Genomic DNA, 18,000 nt, shown 5'->3' on the forward strand with positions numbered 1-18,000 from the left:
AATTCCGGTAGTCACAAGGCACGATGACTATCCGTTTGATTGAGCCAATGAAGCCCAACAAGGTGCTCCAGTGCGACGTCCTCGCCTTCGGTGAGGCCCCCGCCGGAGATCCGGCGTTGAACGGCAGCTGTAGGGCGGCTCACCAGGTCTAGTGCTGGGTCTGCAACGGGTCGGGAGCCGTCAGCCGGAAGCGGCAACGCGAAGGACTGGAACCAGCGTGAACTCGACACTCGTGCTGCGCGTTAACGACAGGCGCCCCGCACTTGCTCCTGTCCCTGGCCAGTAGTCGACGAACAAATGTCATAGGCCGCCAGACTGCCTTGCAGCTTGCCGCAGCTCAAACGGCAGCGCATAGGTGGCAGCGCGATAGGGCCGATAGACCCTGCCCCTAGAACTCACTACTTCCCCCATCGAAAGGAAGACGTGGCTCGGGATGGCTACTAAATTGATTTCACCCGGCGCACCGCTTCGAGGCCATGCCCAGCGCCTTGCTCCCGGGCCGGGCCGCCGCCTGTCGCAGCGGACGAACGCATGGCCGTGCCAGCCTCATGGCACAGAAAGGGTCCGTTATGGAACCGACACTGCGCGCGGCAGATACTCCAGGCCTCGCAGCCGACGACCGGCTGGAGGTGCAGGCGATGGCCAACCCCTTCCACTTCGAACGCAGCGTCGATGCCGAGCTGGCGGCGCGCATCGTCGAGGCGATCAACCGCATGGGCGGCGCGGGCGAGGTGGCCGAGCGCTGCTACCAGCAGTCGTTGGACGCACTGGCGCGGCGCGGCAAGGAGGTCGTGCACGCGCTGGCCGAGGAGGCCGGCCGCCTGGCCGATGACCGCTACCTTGACCGCTGGGCGCTGGTGCAGCTGATGGCCGAGCTGAAGCACGAAAGCGCGCTCGACCCCCTGGACAAGCTGCTCAGCAGCCGCATGCCTGAAGAGCGTTCGGCCGATCCGCACAGCTTCACCACGGCGGGCGAGGAGGTGATGATCCGCACCACCGCCGTCGAGGCCGTGACGCGGCTGGCCGCAGACGGCAGCCAGCGCGCTTGCGAACTGCTGCTGCGCCACGCGAGCCACGAGAACTTTTCGGTCCGGCGGGCCGCCATCCAGGGCTATCTGGCACATGGCGGCGAGAAGGCCGAAGAGACGCTGCGCCAAGCCCTGCCCGAGCGCGACCACTTCATCCTCGCCATCCGCCGCATCGACGTGCGCAAGGCGCCGCAGGCGCAAGGCGGCCTCTACCTCAAATCCAAAGAGCGCGACGTGCCGGCGCATGACCTCAACCCCAGCAGCGGCTGCGGGACTGACGGACAAGGCGGTGGCAAGGACGGCGATGAGAAGGATGGCAACGGCGATTGCGACTGCAAGCACTGACAGCCGCCCGGTCCTCTGACACCCGCAACAGGAGCCCTCCATGGCCACGTGTACCTACTCTGTGCCTGACAAGAATGCCTCCGGCGACAACCTCTACGGTGCCGTCATCTGCAACCAGGCCTACATCGACTACTTCTGGAACGCCTATGGCTTCCAGGGCAACAAGAACTACTGGGACGACGGCTTCGGCTGGGAAGACCCCTGCAACACCAGCAAGCCGCTGGCGCGCGCCTTCAACGGCTGCTACCTGCTCACCTACTCGGCGCAGGACTATCAGAACGAGAGCTGGAACTCGCCCATCCTGAACTGGGGCCGGCGCTATGTGCGCAACAACATCGACGACTTGCGCAGCAAGTGCGGCGACGGCTCGGCCATAGCGCGGGCCAGCGGCGACACGGTCGAGGTCTATCTCGGCTTTTTCTACACGAAGGACGTGCCCGGCCGAGCCGAGACGCTGATTCACGAAGCTCGCCACGCGGGCGGCAAATCACACAACGCCAAGTTCCCGGCCGGCTCGGTGTTCGGCGCGGGCAAGGACGGCGCCGACTCCAGCTGGGGCCACGAGGGCGCGTGGATGTATGGCGCCCTCTACCTGTGGTGGTTCTATGCCGCGGGCGCGCGCACCACCTCGGCGATGCGTGAACGCGCGCGGCAGCGCGGCAATCTCGTCATCGACAACGCCTTCGCCACCCACCCCGGATACAGCATCTGAGCGGTGCGCTTCAGCTCAGCCCCGCCTTCTCCAACCCGAACATCTTGTCCAGCGAGCCGGGCACGTTGCGGAAGGCCACGTTCATGCGGTTCCAGCCGTTGATGGCGGCGATGCGCCAGGTCAGCTCGGACAGCTCTTCGTCGGGGAAGTGCTCGCGCACCTCGGCATAGGCGGCGTCGGAAACGCCTCCCCGCGGGATTTGCGTCAGCAGTTCCGTCCAGGCCAGCGCGGCGCGCTCCTTGGGGGTGAACAGCGGCGACTCGTGCCAGATCGCCACGTGGTGCAGGCGCAGTTCGCGCTCGCCGTGGAGCTTGGCCTGCTTGATGTGCATGTCCAGGCAGAAGGCGCAGCCGTTGAGCTGCGAGGCGCGGATGTCCACCAGCAGGGCCAGCGTCTTGTCCATGCGGAAGGCCATGCCGAAGTCCATGTACTTCCTGGACAGGTCAGCGGACTGGCGGAAGTAGTCGAGGCGGGGGGCGGGCGTGCTCATGTCGATGTCCTTGGCGTGTGGCGGGCCAGCGGAATTGCTGGCCTCACCCTCAAGACGGGTCAGCTCCAGCGCTTGTGACACGCGCTGCGATGGCCGCCAGTTTGTCGGGGTTGCGCTGGATGTAGAGGGCGCCGACCTGGCCGTCGGCCTGGGCCGGTGCCAGCGCGATGGTCTGCACCAGGCGCCCGCCAGCGGCGGTGTCGATGACGAGCAGGCCGGGCAGGCCGTTGACGAGTGCCGGCACCATGCGCCAGGCACGGCTGCTGGGCATCTGCGCAAAGCCGATGAAGGTGCGCGCAATCAGGGCGCCGCCATGCAGCGCGCGCGGCACGGCGCTGACCTTGCCGCCACCGTCGGCCAGCATCACGGCATCTTCACTCAACAGCTGCGCCAGCGCCGACACGTCCTGGCTGCGCACGGCGTGCATGAACGCGGCCACCAGGCGCTCGCCCTCCTCCTTCGCGACTTCACGGCGCGCATAGTCGGCCTTGACGTTATTGCGCGCGCGGCTGATGAGCTGGCGGCAAGCGGCCTCGCTGCGGTCCAGGTGGCGGGCTATCTCGTCGTAGTCGAGGTCGAACACGTCGTGCAGCAGGAAGGCCGCGCGCTCCAGTGGCGAGAGGCGCTCCAGTGCCAGCATGAAGGCGATGGACACGTCCTGCGCGAACTCGGCCTGTTTCTCGGGGCCGGGCGCCCAGGCAAACAAGGTCTCGTCCTCCAGCAGCGGCTCGGGCAACCAGACGCCGACGTAATGCTCGCGCTGGTGGGCGGCGGAGCGCAGCTTGTCCAGGCAGAGGTTGGTCACCAGGCGCGACAGGAAGGCGCCGCTGTGCTCGACTGTGGCTTCGTCCACGTCGGCCCAGCGCAGCCAGGCCTCCTGCACGATGTCTTCCGCCTCGGCGCGCGAGCCCAGCATGCGATAGGCCAGCGCGCGCAGGCGGCGGGCGTGGTCGCGGTCGAAGCTGCGTGCGCGAGCAGCGGGCGAGAAGTCGCGCGGCGCAGCCATCCGGTTGGCAAGGTTGTCGAGATTCATGCGCACCAGACGAAACAGGCCTGACCTTTGTGACATGCGGGCGTTGTCGATGTTGCCATGCTGAAGTGCATGAAAGATCTTCTGCAATTTCTACCGGCCTGCTGGCGCTGCGCACCATGAAGGCGCATGGCGGCAGCCTTGGCATAGGTTTTGCCGTGCGGCGCGTCTTACCCCTCCTCCGACGCGCTGCGATGAAAGTCAATCCCTTGCCGTCCAGCGGTGCGCCGTTGGCAGCCGCAGTCGCCCGCCCATGGCTGCCCTCGCCTGCGGCGCCAGCGCACGCGGTGCTGCAAGGGGCCGGTCATGCCGTCCCATGGCGCCAGAACCACCTGCTGGCAGCCCTGTCCGACGCGCATCACCTGCGCTGGCCGGCGCCGACCGAATGCGTCCACCTGCGCCAGGGGCAGACGCTGCACGAGGCCGGCGAGATGCTGCAATGGGTCTACTTCCCCGTCACCGCGCTGGTGTCGCTGTCGATGCAGGACCGCACCGGCGAGGCCATCGACATCGCCGCCGTGGGCCGCGAGGGCGTCGTCGGCCTGCCCTTGCTGGACGGCAACTACACACGCAGCCGCGCCGCCGTGCAGCTGGCCGGCAGCGCCATTCGCATGCCGGCGCTGACGCTGGCCGAAGGGTTTGCGCGTGAACCCGCGGTGCGCGAGTTGCTGCTCGCCTATTCGCAGGCCCTGGTGGCGCAGGTCATGCAGACGGCGTTGTGCAGCCGGCACCACGCCCTGGAGCAGCAGCTGTGCCGCCTGATCCTGCTGCGCGCCGACCAGCAGGACGGCGCCGCCTTGTCCATGACCCAGGAAACCATGGCGACCATGCTGGGCGTGCGCCGCGAGAGCGTCACGCTGGCGGCCGCCCGGCTGCAACAGGCCGGGCTGATCCGATATGCGCGCGGCCAGATCGAGGTGCTGGGCCGGCAGGGGCTGCAAGCCCGGGCCTGCGATTGCTACGGCGTCATCCGGCGCGAATTCGACCGCCTGCTGCGGCCGCGGCCGGTCGCCTGACGCCTCCGGTCGCGCCACGGGAGGCGGGTTCGATACGCGCGTCAGTGCCAGCGCTGCGCGCCCTGGCGGCGCCGATACAGGAAGCCGACCGCAGCCAGGCCGCCGACCATCAGCGCGATGCTGCTCGGCTCGGGCACCGGGGCGAAGTTCAGCGAGCCACCGCCCTGGCGGATGCGGAAGCCACCGGCGAAGGGTTCGACCTGGGAGCTGGTGTTGGTGAAGGCCGTCAGCGCCACCGCATGGAAGGGATCGGGCGCGCCGAAGAAGGCCGGCGTGTCCAGCGTGACGGTCAGCATCGCGTTGGCTGACGGGCTGAAGCCGCCACCGCCGGTGGGCACGGTCGACACCGTGCCTGAAATCAGCATGCCGCTCGCCAGCGCCACCTCGCCGCTCGCGGTCTCCGTGGCCGTGTTGCCGCTGAAGCCGAACGTGGCGCTGCCGTTGTAGCCGTACAGCGTGTAGGTCAGCGAGGTGAAGTTGCCGAAGTTGAAGGTCGCGGTCGGGTCGTTGGTCGTCGTCGTGCCGGAGCCGGAGAAGGCGATGTAGAGCCCGTAGTCGGTGTTCAAGCCGCTCGGCGTGAACGAGCTGCCCATCATCTGGAAGCCGGTGACGGGCAGGTAGCCGGTCTGCGTGAACGTGCCGCCTGGGTCAATGGTGACGGCGGCGAAGCTCGACACCAGGATGTTGTCGGCATCGATCATCGTGCCGGCCAGCCCGGCCGCGGCGGGGTCGAAGCTGAAGGCGGGTAGCGCGGACGCGGCGGCACAGACCGTCATCAAGGCGGTGGCGACGACGGCGCCGGGCAGGACGGACACACACGTCTTGCTGGTGGAAAACCTCATGGGGAACTCCTTGTAGGTGGTCGCCTGCACCATGCAGGCGCCGGGCCAGTACAGCACCCGGTCCGCCCAGCGTCTGTGCGGCCACGCACACAGCGCCCCCCCAAGAACGAGCCCCGTTCAGATGACGCGGCGGCAGCCCGCGCTCTTCAAGCTACGGGCAGTGCAGAAACATGCCCTGGACCGTGCACAGCCCCCGCGGGCCCACCACGTTGGGCCCCACGCGCGTCAGCGTTGAGCCATCACTGGCGATGCAGGTCGCGCCGTTGCAGTTGCTGACCGTGACGGGCGCTTGCGGCCGCGGAATGTGGACCGGCGGCAAAGGCAGCGGCACAGCGGGCGTGCGCGGCAACGCTGCTGAAGGCCGCGCGGGCGGCGCGGGCATCGTCCAGCTGCGCTGTGACGGCGACGGCGACGTGGTCAGCCCGCCCAGGCAGGCGTCGGCCACGCGCTGGCGCAGCGGTTGCAGGCGCGAGGCCACACTGCGCTGGCGCTCACGATCCAGCGTGGTGGCGGCCGAGGCCGCGGCCGCGGCGGCGATGGCCTCTTCCGCCTGGTCCAGCGCCTGCAGCGCGGCGCGGCAGGCGGGCGAGCGCGGCAGTTCCTCGGCGCTGGCCGACATGCCGAGCAGGCCGGCCACCAGCAGGGAGAGGACGTTGAAACGCGCAGTCATGGTCCATGAATATTGCGCCAATAGGGGCGGCCCTGCTGTAGGTCAGCGCCTGCGCCTCAGGTCCGACGCCACCGGGGGAGTGCCAGCAGGCCGGCAAAACCCAGCGCGCCCGCGAGCGCAAAGCCGGCCACGCTGCCCCAGTGGGCGTCGCCGCTGAGCCCCAGCAAATCCAGCGCGCCGATGCCGGTCTTCTGCAGGTTGAGGTAAAGCGCAAACAGGAACAGGGCCAGGAAGGTGCGCGAACCGTGCGTCAGCCTGCCCAGCAGTGCGGCCGCCGGGCTGAGGAACAGCAAGCCGGCGCCGCAGGCCAGCGCACGCAGCGGGGCATCACTGGACCAGCGCAGCAGCGCCGGCGCCGCCACCAGCAGCCCGATACCCAAGGCCGCCAGCGCCTGCCGCCAGCCGCGCTCCAGCGCGCCGCCGGGTGCGGCGCTGGCCAGCGCCAGCGTGCCGCTTTGCAGGTCGCGTGAACTGACATCGGCCATCGCCATGCCCCAGGCGCCCAGCACCACGGCCAGCAAGCCGGGCAGGTGCTCGGCTGGCACGAAGGCCGAGGCCACCGCGCAGCCCAGCATCACCAGCGCCAGCAGCGGCTGGCTGAGCAGCACCAGGCCCACGTCCGCCAGCCAGCGCCCAGGCACGCCGGGCAGACGTGCGGCAACGCGCATCAGCAGCCCCAGGCCGCGGTTGAACGGCCGCATCACCGGCTGCAGCAGCCACAGCAGTGCCCGCACCAGTTGCCAGCGCCCGCCCGCGCTGCGCAGCTTGACCCGGTCGGGCGCATAGCGGTGGAACAGCAGCGCCGCGGGCCACAGCGGCAGCAGCGCCAACAGCATCGAGCCCAGGCGCAGCGCCACCAACTCGCGCGTCCACAGCCCCTCGGGCATGTGCAGAACGGGCAGCGTGGCATCGAAGGGGCCGCCACCAACGCTCATGCTGGTCACGTCCATCAACCGGCTGATGCTCACCAGCAGGGGCGACACGCCGTTGATGTCAAACACCTGCCAGCCGCTCAACGTCACCGGCCCGCCCTGCCCCAGCGCGGCTGGGATGAAGGCGAACTGCGCCATCCACAGCAGCCAGTACAGCGCATCGCCCCGCTTGCCCATCAGCGGCGCCCAGGCGTCGGACAGCACAGCCAGGCTGGCGCACAGCATCAGCCCCGGCGCCAGGCCAAGCACCAGCATCTGCAGATAGGGCAGCGGCTGCAGCGGGCCCTCGCCGCGCACCAGCTGCAGCACCCAGATGGTCAGCATGACGACGACGCCCAGCGTCATCAGGAAGCCGAAGGCGCCCAGCCAGCGCGCCCCCAGCAGCTGCGCGTTGGACACCGGCGTGGCGGCCAGCACGGCGGCGGTGCCGGTGCGCAGGTCCTCCTGGCTGCGACCGCGGGCGAGGTAGAAGCCCGCCAGCCCGAACAGCAGCGATGCGATCAGCGTGGTGGCGAAGGCCAAGGCTTCGCTTTCGTAGGCCACGCGCTGCTTGCCGGTGACCATCATGGCGGCGCCGCTTTGCGGGTCCAGCACCATCAGCCAGCTCAGGGCCACGACGGCAAGCAGGATCACCAGGCTGCTGACGCGGCGGCTGCGCAGCCGCCATTCGTTGAGCACCAGCGCGTTGTGCAGGCCCCAGTTCATGCGGCCACCCGCGCATCGGCATAGCGCTGTGCCATCAGCGCTTCTTCCAGGCTGGCCTGCACCGGCTGCGCCTCGGCGAACGGCCGCGTCGGGTGGGCGATGCGCACCTGCACACGCCCGCCCTGCGGCTGGGCCTGCAGCACATGCACATGCGCACGCAGCGCCTCGTAGTCGGCAGGCTCCAGCAGCGCCGTCCACAGCTGGCCGGCGGCGCGGGCCAGCACGGCGTCGGGCGTCTCGAAGGCGACCAGGCGGCCCTGCCGCATGACGGCCAGGTGGGACGCCATGTTCTCCACGTCCGAGACGATGTGCGTCGACACGATGACCAGGCGCTGCCGACCGAGGTCACCAAGCAGATGCCTGAAGCGCAGCCTTTCCTCGGGGTCCAGGCCGGCGGTGGGCTCGTCGACGATGAGCACGTCGGGGTTGTTCAGCAATGCCTGCGCGATGCCCAGCCGCTGGCGCATGCCGCCCGAGAAGCCGGCGGCGGGGCGGTGGGCCTGTTCATGCAGGTTGACCAGTTCCAGCAGTTCGCGCAACCGTTGCGCGTCACGCACGCCCTTGAGCGCGGCGAAATACTGCAGGAACTCCAGCGCGGTGAGGTGCGGGTAGACGCCAAAGTCCTGCGGCAGATAGCCCAGGCGCTGGCGCATCAGCTCGGGCCTGGCGACGATGTCCTGGCCATCGAGCAGGATGCGTCCGCTGCTCGGCTTGGTCAGCGTGGCCAGCATCTGCATCAGCGTGCTCTTGCCCGCGCCGTTGTGGCCGATGAGGCCGACGACACCGGGCTTGAGGTCGAGCGACACACCGTCCAGGGCGTTGATTTTTCCGAAGGTCTTGACGACGTCTTGAATCTGCAGCACGGCCGCCTCCTGATCTGTGATGGCCCGCAGGTTAGGGAGGCTGGATGCCGATTGAAACGGCCATCCGACAGGCCGCAGCCGCGGCGTCTCAGGCGGAAGGAAGCGCGGCTTGAGCCGGTTCAGCGGCGCGGGCCGCGCAGGGGTTTGAGCAACTCGCCCAGGCCGTTGTGGTCGATCTCGTGCATCAGTGCCAGCAGCCGCCCGATCTCGCCCTTGGGGAAGCCTTCGCGGGCGAACCAGTTCAAGTAGTTGCCGGGCAGGTCGGCGATCAGCGTGCCCTGGTGCTTGCCAAAGGGCATCTCTGTCTGCACGAGCTTGATGAGGTCTTCAGGGTTCATGGTCATGCGCAGACGGCGACGTATACACCCGACCAACAGGCCGCATCAGGCCTTGAGCCGGTAGCCCACACCCGCCTCCGTCACCAGCCACTGCGGCCGGTTGGGGTCGGCCTCGATCTTCTTGCGCAGGTTGGCCATGTGCACGCGCACGTAATGCACGTCCTCGGCGTGGCCCGGGCCCCAGACGGTCTTGAGCAGGTGCTGATGGGTCAGCACGCGGCCGGGCACGGTGGCCAGCTCCTGCAGCAGGCGGTACTCGATGGGGGTGAGGTGCAGTTCCTCGCCGTCCCGTGTCACCGTGCGCAGCGCGCGGTCGACGGCGATGAGGCCGAAGCGCAGCACCGGGTCGGCGTCCTTGCCCGCGCCATGCCGGCGCAGCTGCACGCGCACGCGCGCCAGCAGCTCGGCCACGCCGAACGGCTTGACGAGGTAGTCGTCGGCGCCAGCGTCCAGCGCCTGCACCTTGCGACCCTCGCCCTCGCGGGCCGACAGCACGAGCACGGGCGCCTGCGACCAGCCGCGGAACTCGCGGATGAAGTCCAGCCCGTCGCCGTCCGGCAGGCCCAGGTCCAGCACGACAAGCTCGGGCCGGCGCGTGGCGGCGTCGATCAGGCCGCGCTGCAGCGTCTCGGCCTCGAAAACCTCAAGCCCCTCGCTCTGCAGCGCCATGCGCACGAAGCGGCGGATCTCCGGCTCGTCCTCGATCATCAACACGCGTGCGGCGCTCACTCTGGTTTCTCCGCCGGGGGCTGACCGAGCGGAAGCTCGATGCGGACGCAGGCGCCGCCGGTCGCGGCATTGTGGGCGCTGATGCGGCCGCCGTGCGCCTCGACGATGGCCTTCGCAATCGCCAAGCCCAGGCCCACACCGGGCGTGGCGCTCTCCCGATCACCGCGCTCGAACTTGTCGAACAGCTGAGCCTCGCGGCCGGCCGGGAAACCGGGGCCGCTGTCGGCCACGTCGATCTCGATGTTCCGCCCAGCCGTGCGCGCGACGATGCGGATGGCACCCGGCGCGTACTTGGCCGCGTTCTCCAGCAGGTTGACGAGCACACGCTCGATGAGCACGGCGTCCAGCGCCACCAGCGGCAGATCGGCCGGCAGCTCCACCACCACGTCACGGCCGACCAGCACTTCGTCCACGTTCGCCAGCGCGCTGCCCACCACCTCCTGCAACGGCAGCCACTGACGGTTCAGCTGCACGGTGCCGGACTGCAGGCGTGCCATGTCCAGCAGGTTGCCGACCAGCGCGCTCATGCGCAGCGCCGAGCGGCGCATTGCGTCCGCCACGTCGACCTGCTGTGCCTGCAACGGCGTCAGCTTGAGCGCATCCGCCAGGCCCACGAGCGCGGCCAGCGGCGTGCGCAAGTCGTGCGAGATGGCCGTCAGCAGCGAGTTGCGCAGCCGTTCGCTCTCGATCTGCAGCGTGCTTTGCTGGGCCACCTCGATGTAGTGGATGCGCTCCAGCGAGATGGCCAGCAGCGCGGCACACGTGTCCAGCAGCTCGCGCTCCTCGGGCGACCAGCGCTGGCCCCGGCCCTCCACCGCCAGCACACCGCGCAGCCGCATGGGCGCGGTCAGCGGCAGCATCAGGCAGTTGCTGGCGGGCAAGGTGTCGGTGCCCTGCCCGGCCGGCTGGCTGTGGTCGAAAGCCCATTGGGCGACGCCGATGTCAGGCTGGACGCTGGCGCCGGGCAAGACGGCCAGCACCTCGCGGCCCGGCAGGGTGCCCAGCGGCGGCGCCAGCACGGCGGAGGCGGCGCCGAACTCGGCGCGCAGGAAGCGCGTCGCGATCTCGGCAACCTGCTCGGGCACCAGGGCCGCGCCGAGGTCGCGCGACATGGCATACAGGCCGCGCACGCGCCGCTCACGCTCGCGGGCCGCCTGCGCCTGCGCCTGCAGGCCGGCGGCAAGCTGGCCGATGACCAGGCCCACCAGCAGCAGCACGGCGAAGGTGACCAGGTATTGCGCGTCGCCGACGGCGAAGGACCAGCGCGGCTCGACAAAGACGAAGTCGAACGCCGCCACGCCCAGCAGCGCCGCCAGCGCCGCCGGCGCGCGGCCGAAGCGCAGCGCCACGCCGACGACGTTGAGCAAATAGAGCATGGCGATATTGGTGGGCTCCATGATGCCCACCAGCAGCGCGTGGCCGGCCGCCGTCACGCCCAGGGTGCCGCCCGCGGCCGACGCATAACCGCGCAATGCATGGGGCGCCAGCAAGGCCAGCTCGCGCTGCGGCGCCGGCCCGGGCTGGCGCGAATGGGTGGGCAGGGCGACCTGCAGCACATCCATCTCCTCGGCGAGATGACTCAGGGCCTCGGCGAGCGACGGCCGGCCTGGCCAGCGCCAGGCGCGCTCGCGCCGGCCGATGACCAGGCGCGACAGGTTGTGCTCGCGGGCATAGCCCACCAGCGCCGCGCCGACGCCGGGCGCCGACAGCACTGCCGTGCGCGCGCCCAGCGACTGGGCCAGCTCCAGCGTGCGTCGCACCCGTTGGCGCTCGGGCTCGCTCGTGCCTTGCGCCGTCTCCACATGCACGGCGTGCCAGTCCAGCTCCAGTTGCTGGGCCAGACGCGCGGCGCTGCGCACCACCTTGTCGCTGGCTGCCCCGGGGCCGATGCAGGCGAGCAGCGACTCGCGGTTGGGCCACACGGCAGCGGCGCTGTGCTCGCGGCGGTAGGCCTGCATCTGGTCGTCGACCCGGTCGGCCGTGCGGCGCAGTGCCAGCTCGCGCAGGGCCAGCAGGTTGCCCTTGCGGAAGAAGTTCTTCGCCGCGCGCTCCGCCTGCTGCGGCAGGTAGACCTTGCCCTCCTTGAGCCGCTGCAGCAGCTCGTCGGGCGGGAGGTCCACGACGACGACCTCGTCGGCCTCGTCGAAGACCTTGTCCGGCAGCGTCTCCCAGACGCGGATGCCGGTGATGCCGCCGACGATGTCGTTCAGGCTTTCCAGGTGCTGCACGTTCAACGTCGTCCAGACCTCCACGCCGGCCTCACGCAGCTCCTGCGCGTCTTGCCAGCGTTTGGAGTGTCGGGAGCCGGGCGCGTTGCTGTGGGCCAGTTCGTCCAGCAGCAGCACGCCGCCGGGCTGCTCACGGCCCCAGGCGAGCGCGGCATCCAGGTCGAACTCGCGCAGCGTCTGGCCCTTGTGCGCCAACTCCTTCAAGGCCAGGCGCGGCAGGTCGCGGGCGATTGTTTCGGTGTCAGTCCGGCCGTGCGTCTCGACGACGCCGATGCGCACGTTCCTGCCCTGCTTCTGTGCCGCATGCGCGGCGGCCAGCATCGCGAAGGTCTTGCCGACGCCGGCATTGGCGCCGAAGAAGATCTTCAGCCGGCCACGCTTGGCGGCGGCTTCGTCGCGCTGCAACTGGGCGAGCAGCGCGTCGGGGTCGGGTCTTGCGTCGGTCATTGTGGGTAGGTTGGGGTGAGCCTTGCGAACCCCAACACGGCGCAGTGCCGTGGGCGTTGGGGTTCGCTGCGCTCACCCCAACCTACAACTGCAGCGTCGCTCACAGCCATCCCAGGCGTTTGAAGCGCCAATACAGCGCCCCACTGACGACGGCAATGACGCCCAGCGCCATCGGGTAGCCAAACGCCCAGCGCAGTTCCGGCATCTTCTCGAAGTTCATGCCCCAGATGCCCGCCAGCGCCGTGGACGCGGCAAAGATGGCGGCCCACGCCGCCAGGCGCTTGGTGACCAGCGACTCGTCGATGGAGACCAGCGTCAGGTTGACCTGCGTCGCCGCGATGATGGTTTCGCGGGCGGCGTCGATGCTGGCCTGGATGCGCAGCAGGTGGTCGTAGACATCTCGAAAGTAGTCCTGCATGGCCTTGCAGACCACCGGCACGCGGCCGCCATGCAGCTTGGAGGCCACCTCCAGCAGCGGCGTGACGGCGTGGCGCAGCGTGGTCAGCCGCTGCTTCAGGCTGAACAGCCGCTCGACGACGGCCTGCCGGTCCTGGCGGGGCTGGAACATCGTCGTCTCCAGTTCGTCCAGCTCGGCCTCGATGGCCTCGATGAGCGGGAAATAGCGGTCCACCACCGCGTCCATCAGCGCATAGAAGACAAAACCCGGCCCCTGGCGCAGCAGCTCGGGCTCGCGCTCGGCGCGGTCGCGCACGCCCAGGAAGCCCTGGTCGCTGCGGTGCCGCACCGAGACGATGAAGCGCGCGCCGACGAAGACATGCACCTCGCCGACTTCCAGGCCGTCGGGGCCGGCCTCGAGCAGATGCATGGCGGCGAACAGCATGTCGCCGTACTCCTCCAGCTTGGGGCGCTGCAGGCCCTTGCGGGCGTCCTCGACGGCCAGTGGCGGCAGGTCCAGCTCGCGCTGCAGCAGCTGCAGCTCGTCGTCGCTGGGGTCGCGCAGAGCGATCCAGACGAAGCCCGACTGGCTCTCCAGCGCTTCGGAGACGCCCTCCAACCCCGGCTCGGCCACGATGCGGCCATCCTCGTACACGGCGCTGTTGATCAGCATGTTGTTGTGTCTGCAGTCATCGAGCGGGAATGGTCGCACGGTCGAGCGCGAGGTTCAGGGCCAGCACATTGACGCGCGGCTCGCCGAGGAAACCGAACCGTCGCGCCTCGGTGTGCGCGTCCACCAGCGCCTTCATCTGCGCCACCGGCAGCCCGCGCACGCGGGCGACGCGGTCGGCTTGATAGTCGGCCGCCGCGCGGCTGATGTGAGGGTCCAGCCCGCTGGCCGACGCCGTGACCAGGTCGACCGGCACCGGCGCCGTGTTGCCCGGGTCGGCGGCGCGCAGCGCGTCGATGCGGGCCTTGACCGCGTCGACCAGGGCGGGCGCGGTGGGCGCGAGGTTGGAGCCACCGGAGCCCGCGGCGTTGTAGGGCCCGGGCGCCGTGGCCGACGGGCGGCTCCAGAAGTGGCCGGGGTCGCTGAAGACCTGGCCGATCAGCGCGGAGCCGACCGGTTTGCCGTCACGCATGACGACGCTGCCGTTGGCCTGGCCGGGAAAGAGGGTCTGCGCGATGCCGGTGACGGCCAGCGGGTAGGCCAGGCCGGTGATGAGGCTGAGCAGCACGAAGAGCGTCAGCGCGGGGCGGAGTTGCGTGTTCATGAGAAGAAGCCCGAGATGAGAAGGTCGATGGCCTTGATGCCGATGAAGGGCACGATGACGCCGCCCAGGCCGTAGACGAGCAGGTTGCGCCGCAAGAGTGCTGCGGCGCCGACGGCGCGGTAGGCCACGCCCTTGAGCGCCAGCGGGATCAGCACGACGATGATCAGCGCGTTGAAGATGACAGCGCTGAGGATGGCCGAGTTGGGGCTGGCCAGGTGCATGACGTTCAGCGCGGCCAGCTGCGGGTAGGTCGACACGAAGGCCGCCGGCAGCACGGCGAAGTACTTGGCCAGGTCGTTGGCGATGCTGAAGGTGGTGAGCGAGCCGCGCGTCATCAGCATCTGCTTGCCGGTCTCCACCACCTCGATGAGCTTGGTCGGGTTGCTGTCCAGGTCGACCATGTTGCCGGCCTCCTTGGCGGCCTGCGTGCCGGTGTTCATCGCCACGGCCACGTCGGCCTGGGCCAGCGCGGGTGCGTCGTTGGTGCCGTCGCCGGTCATGGCCACGAGCCGGCCTTGCGACTGGTGCTCGCGGATCAGCGCGAGCTTGGCCTCGGGTGTGGCCTCGGCGAGGAAGTCGTCCACGCCGGCCTCGGCGGCGATGGCGGCGGCCGTCAGCCGGTTGTCGCCGGTGACCATGACGGTCTTGATCCCCATGCGGCGCAGCTGGGCGAAGCGCTCCTTGATGCCCGGCTTGACGATGTCTTTCAGCTCGACGACGCCGAGCACTTGAACGCCATCGGCAACGACCAGCGGCGTGCTGCCCCGGCGCGCGGCCTCGTCGACGCTGGCCTGCACGCTGGCGGGCCAGCGGCCGTGGAGCGCCTCGACGTGGGCGCGCACGGCGCTGCCGGCGCCCTTGCGGATCTGGCGGCCGGGCAGGTCCACGCCGCTCATGCGCGTCTGCGCCGTGAAGGGCACGAACTCACCGCGCGCGGTGGTGGTGGCGGCGCCAAACTTGCGGTCGGCCAGCGCGACGATGCTGCGGCCCTCGGGCGTCTCGTCGGCCAGCGATGCCAGCCTTGCCGCATCGGCCAACTGCGCCTCGCTCACGCCGTCGAGCGGCCAGAACGCGTCCGCCTGGCGGTTGCCCAGCGTGATGGTGCCGGTCTTGTCCAGCAGCAGCACGTCCACGTCGCCGGCCGCTTCCACCGCGCGGCCGGAGGTCGCAATGACATTGGCCTGCAGCATGCGGCTCATGCCCGCCACGCCCACAGCGGACAGCAGGCCGGCGATGGTGGTCGGGATCAGGCAGACCAGCAGCGCCACCAGCACGACCAGGCTGACCGGCTCACCCGCGCCCGCTGCTGCCACGCTGAATTGCGAGAACGGCAGCAGCGTGGCGACGACGCCGAGGAACACCAGCGTCAGCGCCACCAGCAGGATGGTCAGCGCGATCTCGTTGGGCGTGCGCTTGCGCTGCGCGCCCTCGACCATGGCGATCATGCGGTCGACGAAGGTCTCGCCCGGGTTGACGGCCACGCGGGCCACGACCCAGTCGGACAGCACACGCGTGCCGCCGGTCAGCGCCGAGAAGTCGCCGCCGCTCTCGCGGATGACGGGCGCGGACTCGCCGGTGATGGCGCTCTCGTCCACCGAGGCCACGCCGTCGATGACTTCGGCATCGGCCGGCACGACATCGCCGGCCTCGATGAGCACGACCTCGCCCTTGCGCAAGGTACCGGCCTCGCGCGGATGCCACTTCACGGCATCGCGGGCGGCGCCGGGCTGCCAGGCTTCGGCCACCTTGGCCCAGGTCTCCTTCTTCAGCCCGCGCAGCGATGCGGCCTGCGCCTTGCTACGGCCCTCGGCCAGCGCCTCGGCGAAGTTGGCAAACAGCACGGTGAACCACAGCCACACGGTCACGGCGATGACGAAGCCGTTGGGCTGAGCGACCGACAGCGCCGTCGTGAACAGGCTGCCCAGGTAGACGACGAACATCACCGGGTTGCGCAACTGCGTGCGCGGGTCCAGCTTGCGGAACGACTCGCCCAGGGCCTGGCGAGCCAGCATGGGGTCGAACACAGAGAAGGCGCGATTCATGCGGCGCTCCAAAGGATCAAGTGCTCGACGACCGGCCCCAGGGCCAGCGCCGGCACGTAGTTCAAAAGGCCCACCAGCAGCACGACACCGATCAGCAAGGCGATGAACAGCGGCCCATGCGTCGGCAGCGTGCCCGCACCCGGCGCCAGCCGCTTCTTGGCCGCCAGCGAGCCGGCCATGGCCAGCACCGGCACGATGACGCCGAAGCGGCCCAGCCACATGACGACGCCCAGCAGCAGGTTGTAGAACGGCGTGTTGGCCGACAGACCGGCAAAGGCGCTGCCGTTGTTGTTGCCGGCCGAGGACAGCGCATACAGCACCTGGCTGAAGCCGTGGGCGCCGGGCGCCGAGATGCCGGCCTTGCCGGGGTCCGCAACGACGGCGATGGCCGTGCCGACAAGCCCCGCCAGCGGCGTCAGCAGGATGGCCAGCGAGACCATCTTCATCTCGTGAGCCGCGATCTTCTTGCCCAGGTACTCGGGCGTGCGGCCGATCATCAGGCCCGCGACGAACACGGCCAGGATGGCGAACACCAGCATGCCGTACAGGCCCGCACCGACGCCGCCGAAGACGACCTCGCCGAGTTGCATCAGCATCAGCGGCACGGCGCCACCCAGTGGCGTGAAGCTGTCATGCATCGCGATCACCGCGCCGCAGCTGGCGGCCGTCGTGATGACGGCGAACAGCGACGAGGCCTCGATGCCGAAGCGCACCTCCTTGCCTTCCATGTTGCCGCCCGCCACACCCAGTTCGGCCAGACGCGGGTTGCCGGCCTGCTCGGCACCGGTGGCGATGACCACGGCAACGACGAAGATCGCCGTCATCGCGCCCAGCAGCGCCCAGCCCTGGCGCATGTCGCCCACCTGCCGGCCCATGACGAAGCACAGCGCCGCCGGGATCAGGAAGATGGCCAGCATCTGCAGCGCGTTGGTCACGGCGCTCGGGTTCTCGAACGGGTGCGCCGAGTTGGCATTGAAGAAGCCGCCGCCGTTGGTGCCCAGCATCTTGATGGCCAGCTGCGAGGCGACCGGGCCCAGCGAGATCGACTGCTGCGCGCCATCCACCGTCGTGACCGACTGGCTGGCCGCCAGCGTCTGCACGACGCCCAGGCCAGCCAGCGCGATGGCAAACAGGAAGGCCAGCGGCAGCAGCACCCACAGCGTGGCCCGCGTCAGGTCGGCCCAGATGTTGCCGGTGGTGGCGGCGCTGTGGCGCGACAGGCCGCGCAGCAAGGCCATGACGACCGCGATGCCGGTGGCAGCGGACAGGAAGTTCTGCACCGTCAGCGCCAGCATCTGCGTCAGATGGCTCATCGTCGTCTCGCCGCCGTAGCCCTGCCAGTTGGTGTTGGTGACGAAGCTGATGGCGGTGTTGAAGGCCGAGTCCGGCGACACAGCGGCGAAACCCTGCGGGTTGAGCGGCAGCACATGCTGCAGGCGCTGCAAGGCGTAGACGGCGACGAAGCCGATCGCATTGAAGAGCAGCAGGCCCAGCGCATAGCGCAGCCAGCCCTGCTCGGCGTCGGGGTGGACGCCGGAGAACTTCAGCAAGCCGCGCTCGACGCGTTGAAGCCAGGCGACACGGCCTTCCATGGCCGCGTGAATCCAGCGCGCGAGCGGCCACGCGAGCACGAGCAGTGTGAACAGGAAGGCGCCGAGTTGCACCCAAGCCGAGGCACTCATGACAGGTCCTCCGGGAACAGCAGCGCCCAGAACAGGTAGCCGACCAGCGCGACGACAAGCACGGCGGCGGCGATCTGGAAGCCGGTCATGACTTCCTCCCCGCCAGTCGCTCACAGCCCCAGGCCGCAAGCCCCGTCAACAGCGCAAGTGCCGCGCCCAGCCCGATAAAAACGATGTCCATGACACCTCCAACAACGATGGAGGTGATTCTGGAAATCGGGCTATCAAACC

At 69.6% G+C, this 18,000-nt stretch carries 17 protein-coding genes; 3 read left to right on the plus strand and 14 right to left on the minus strand.

All coding sequences use genetic code 11. The annotated features are described in order from the left end of the window. Nucleotides 1–569 precede the first annotated feature (569 nt). Nucleotides 570–1,373, plus strand: a complete 804-nt coding sequence (locus tag ASC81_RS22745) for a HEAT repeat domain-containing protein (protein WP_056272549.1) — start codon at nt 570–572, stop codon at nt 1,371–1,373. A 40-nt stretch (nt 1,374–1,413) separates the two neighbouring features. Beyond that, nucleotides 1,414–2,085 (plus strand): hypothetical protein, encoded by a 672-nt coding sequence (locus ASC81_RS22750; protein ID WP_056272553.1) that lies wholly within the window; start codon nt 1,414–1,416, stop codon nt 2,083–2,085. 10 nt (nt 2,086–2,095) lie between these two features. Here ASC81_RS22750 and ASC81_RS22755 read toward each other — a convergent pair whose 3' ends face one another. Further along, nucleotides 2,096–2,575: a carboxymuconolactone decarboxylase family protein gene (locus tag ASC81_RS22755; RefSeq protein ID WP_056272554.1), complete on the minus strand. Its 480-nt coding sequence runs from the start codon at nt 2,573–2,575 to the stop codon at nt 2,096–2,098. A gap of 49 nt (nt 2,576–2,624) precedes the next feature. Further along, on the minus strand, nt 2,625–3,581 hold the full coding sequence (sigJ, locus tag ASC81_RS22760) for an RNA polymerase sigma factor SigJ (protein ID WP_156392409.1): 957 nt from the start codon (nt 3,579–3,581) through the stop codon (nt 2,625–2,627). Between the two features lie 218 nt (nt 3,582–3,799). Between sigJ and ASC81_RS22765 the strand changes: the two genes are divergently transcribed. Next, nucleotides 3,800–4,621 (plus strand): Crp/Fnr family transcriptional regulator, encoded by an 822-nt coding sequence (locus ASC81_RS22765; RefSeq protein ID WP_082536748.1) that lies wholly within the window; start codon nt 3,800–3,802, stop codon nt 4,619–4,621. A 41-nt stretch (nt 4,622–4,662) separates the two neighbouring features. Here the strand turns inward: ASC81_RS22765 and pepA are convergent, their stop codons facing one another. From pepA to kdpF, 12 genes are all read right to left on the minus strand, one after another. Then, complete coding sequence (pepA, locus tag ASC81_RS22770; RefSeq protein ID WP_162245950.1) at nt 4,663–5,463, minus strand: flocculation-associated PEP-CTERM protein PepA; 801 nt, start codon at nt 5,461–5,463, stop codon at nt 4,663–4,665. Between the two features lie 151 nt (nt 5,464–5,614). Then, nucleotides 5,615–6,133, minus strand: a complete 519-nt coding sequence (locus ASC81_RS22775) for a hypothetical protein (protein ID WP_056272562.1) — start codon at nt 6,131–6,133, stop codon at nt 5,615–5,617. 56 nt (nt 6,134–6,189) lie between these two features. Further along, on the minus strand, nt 6,190–7,770 hold the full coding sequence (locus ASC81_RS22780) for a hypothetical protein (RefSeq protein WP_056272565.1): 1,581 nt from the start codon (nt 7,768–7,770) through the stop codon (nt 6,190–6,192). Next, nucleotides 7,767–8,633 (minus strand): ABC transporter ATP-binding protein, encoded by an 867-nt coding sequence (locus ASC81_RS22785; RefSeq protein ID WP_056272568.1) that lies wholly within the window; start codon nt 8,631–8,633, stop codon nt 7,767–7,769. The genes ASC81_RS22780 and ASC81_RS22785 overlap by 4 nt, the downstream gene beginning before the upstream one ends. Before the next feature lie 119 nt (nt 8,634–8,752). Beyond that, nucleotides 8,753–8,971, minus strand: coding sequence for a DUF3820 family protein (locus ASC81_RS22790; protein WP_056273353.1), 219 nt, complete (start codon nt 8,969–8,971; stop codon nt 8,753–8,755). Between the two features lie 45 nt (nt 8,972–9,016). After that, entirely contained in the window at nt 9,017–9,679 is a 663-nt protein-coding gene (locus ASC81_RS22795; RefSeq protein ID WP_056273357.1) for a response regulator, read from the minus strand. A 17-nt stretch (nt 9,680–9,696) separates the two neighbouring features. Further along, nucleotides 9,697–12,375 (minus strand): DUF4118 domain-containing protein, encoded by a 2,679-nt coding sequence (locus ASC81_RS22800; RefSeq protein ID WP_056272570.1) that lies wholly within the window; start codon nt 12,373–12,375, stop codon nt 9,697–9,699. A 100-nt stretch (nt 12,376–12,475) separates the two neighbouring features. After that, nucleotides 12,476–13,444 (minus strand): magnesium/cobalt transporter CorA, encoded by a 969-nt coding sequence (gene corA / locus ASC81_RS22805; RefSeq protein ID WP_056272572.1) that lies wholly within the window; start codon nt 13,442–13,444, stop codon nt 12,476–12,478. Between the two features lie 16 nt (nt 13,445–13,460). After that, on the minus strand, nt 13,461–14,045 hold the full coding sequence (gene kdpC / locus ASC81_RS22810) for a potassium-transporting ATPase subunit KdpC (RefSeq protein WP_056272574.1): 585 nt from the start codon (nt 14,043–14,045) through the stop codon (nt 13,461–13,463). Continuing rightward, on the minus strand, nt 14,042–16,087 hold the full coding sequence (gene kdpB, locus ASC81_RS22815; RefSeq protein WP_056273360.1) for a potassium-transporting ATPase subunit KdpB: 2,046 nt from the start codon (nt 16,085–16,087) through the stop codon (nt 14,042–14,044). Before kdpB ends, kdpC begins: the two co-directional genes overlap by 4 nt. Continuing rightward, on the minus strand, nt 16,084–17,769 hold the full coding sequence (gene kdpA / locus ASC81_RS22820) for a potassium-transporting ATPase subunit KdpA (RefSeq protein WP_056272577.1): 1,686 nt from the start codon (nt 17,767–17,769) through the stop codon (nt 16,084–16,086). The genes kdpB and kdpA overlap by 4 nt, the downstream gene beginning before the upstream one ends. Beyond that, on the minus strand, nt 17,766–17,858 hold the full coding sequence (gene kdpF, locus ASC81_RS26735) for a K(+)-transporting ATPase subunit F (RefSeq protein ID WP_082536749.1): 93 nt from the start codon (nt 17,856–17,858) through the stop codon (nt 17,766–17,768). The genes kdpA and kdpF overlap by 4 nt, the downstream gene beginning before the upstream one ends. Between the last annotated feature and the right edge of the window lie 142 nt (nt 17,859–18,000).

Origin of the sequence: Pelomonas sp. Root405, from assembly GCF_001425165.1 — a bacterium.
Lineage (GTDB): Bacteria > Pseudomonadota > Gammaproteobacteria > Burkholderiales > Burkholderiaceae_C > Pelomonas.

Excerpts from the sequence above, each read along its gene's own strand:
- ASC81_RS22745 (WP_056272549.1), top strand. The coding sequence starts at position 570 with ATGGAACCGACACTGCGCGCGGCAGATACTCCAGGCCTCGCAGCCGAC.
- ASC81_RS22750 (WP_056272553.1), top strand. The coding sequence starts at position 1,414 with ATGGCCACGTGTACCTACTCTGTGCCTGACAAGAATGCCTCCGGCGAC.
- ASC81_RS22755 (WP_056272554.1), bottom strand. The coding sequence starts at position 2,575 with ATGAGCACGCCCGCCCCCCGCCTCGACTACTTCCGCCAGTCCGCTGAC.
- sigJ (WP_156392409.1), bottom strand. The coding sequence starts at position 3,581 with ATGGCTGCGCCGCGCGACTTCTCGCCCGCTGCTCGCGCACGCAGCTTC.
- ASC81_RS22765 (WP_082536748.1), top strand. The coding sequence starts at position 3,800 with ATGAAAGTCAATCCCTTGCCGTCCAGCGGTGCGCCGTTGGCAGCCGCA.
- pepA (WP_162245950.1), bottom strand. The coding sequence starts at position 5,463 with ATGAGGTTTTCCACCAGCAAGACGTGTGTGTCCGTCCTGCCCGGCGCC.
- ASC81_RS22775 (WP_056272562.1), bottom strand. The coding sequence starts at position 6,133 with ATGACTGCGCGTTTCAACGTCCTCTCCCTGCTGGTGGCCGGCCTGCTC.
- ASC81_RS22780 (WP_056272565.1), bottom strand. The coding sequence starts at position 7,770 with ATGAACTGGGGCCTGCACAACGCGCTGGTGCTCAACGAATGGCGGCTG.
- ASC81_RS22790 (WP_056273353.1), bottom strand. The coding sequence starts at position 8,971 with ATGAACCCTGAAGACCTCATCAAGCTCGTGCAGACAGAGATGCCCTTT.
- ASC81_RS22795 (WP_056273357.1), bottom strand. The coding sequence starts at position 9,679 with ATGATCGAGGACGAGCCGGAGATCCGCCGCTTCGTGCGCATGGCGCTG.
- ASC81_RS22800 (WP_056272570.1), bottom strand. The coding sequence starts at position 12,375 with ATGACCGACGCAAGACCCGACCCCGACGCGCTGCTCGCCCAGTTGCAG.
- corA (WP_056272572.1), bottom strand. The coding sequence starts at position 13,444 with ATGCTGATCAACAGCGCCGTGTACGAGGATGGCCGCATCGTGGCCGAG.
- kdpC (WP_056272574.1), bottom strand. The coding sequence starts at position 14,045 with ATGAACACGCAACTCCGCCCCGCGCTGACGCTCTTCGTGCTGCTCAGC.
- kdpB (WP_056273360.1), bottom strand. The coding sequence starts at position 16,087 with ATGAATCGCGCCTTCTCTGTGTTCGACCCCATGCTGGCTCGCCAGGCC.
- kdpA (WP_056272577.1), bottom strand. The coding sequence starts at position 17,769 with ATGAGTGCCTCGGCTTGGGTGCAACTCGGCGCCTTCCTGTTCACACTG.
- kdpF (WP_082536749.1), bottom strand. The coding sequence starts at position 17,858 with ATGACCGGCTTCCAGATCGCCGCCGCCGTGCTTGTCGTCGCGCTGGTC.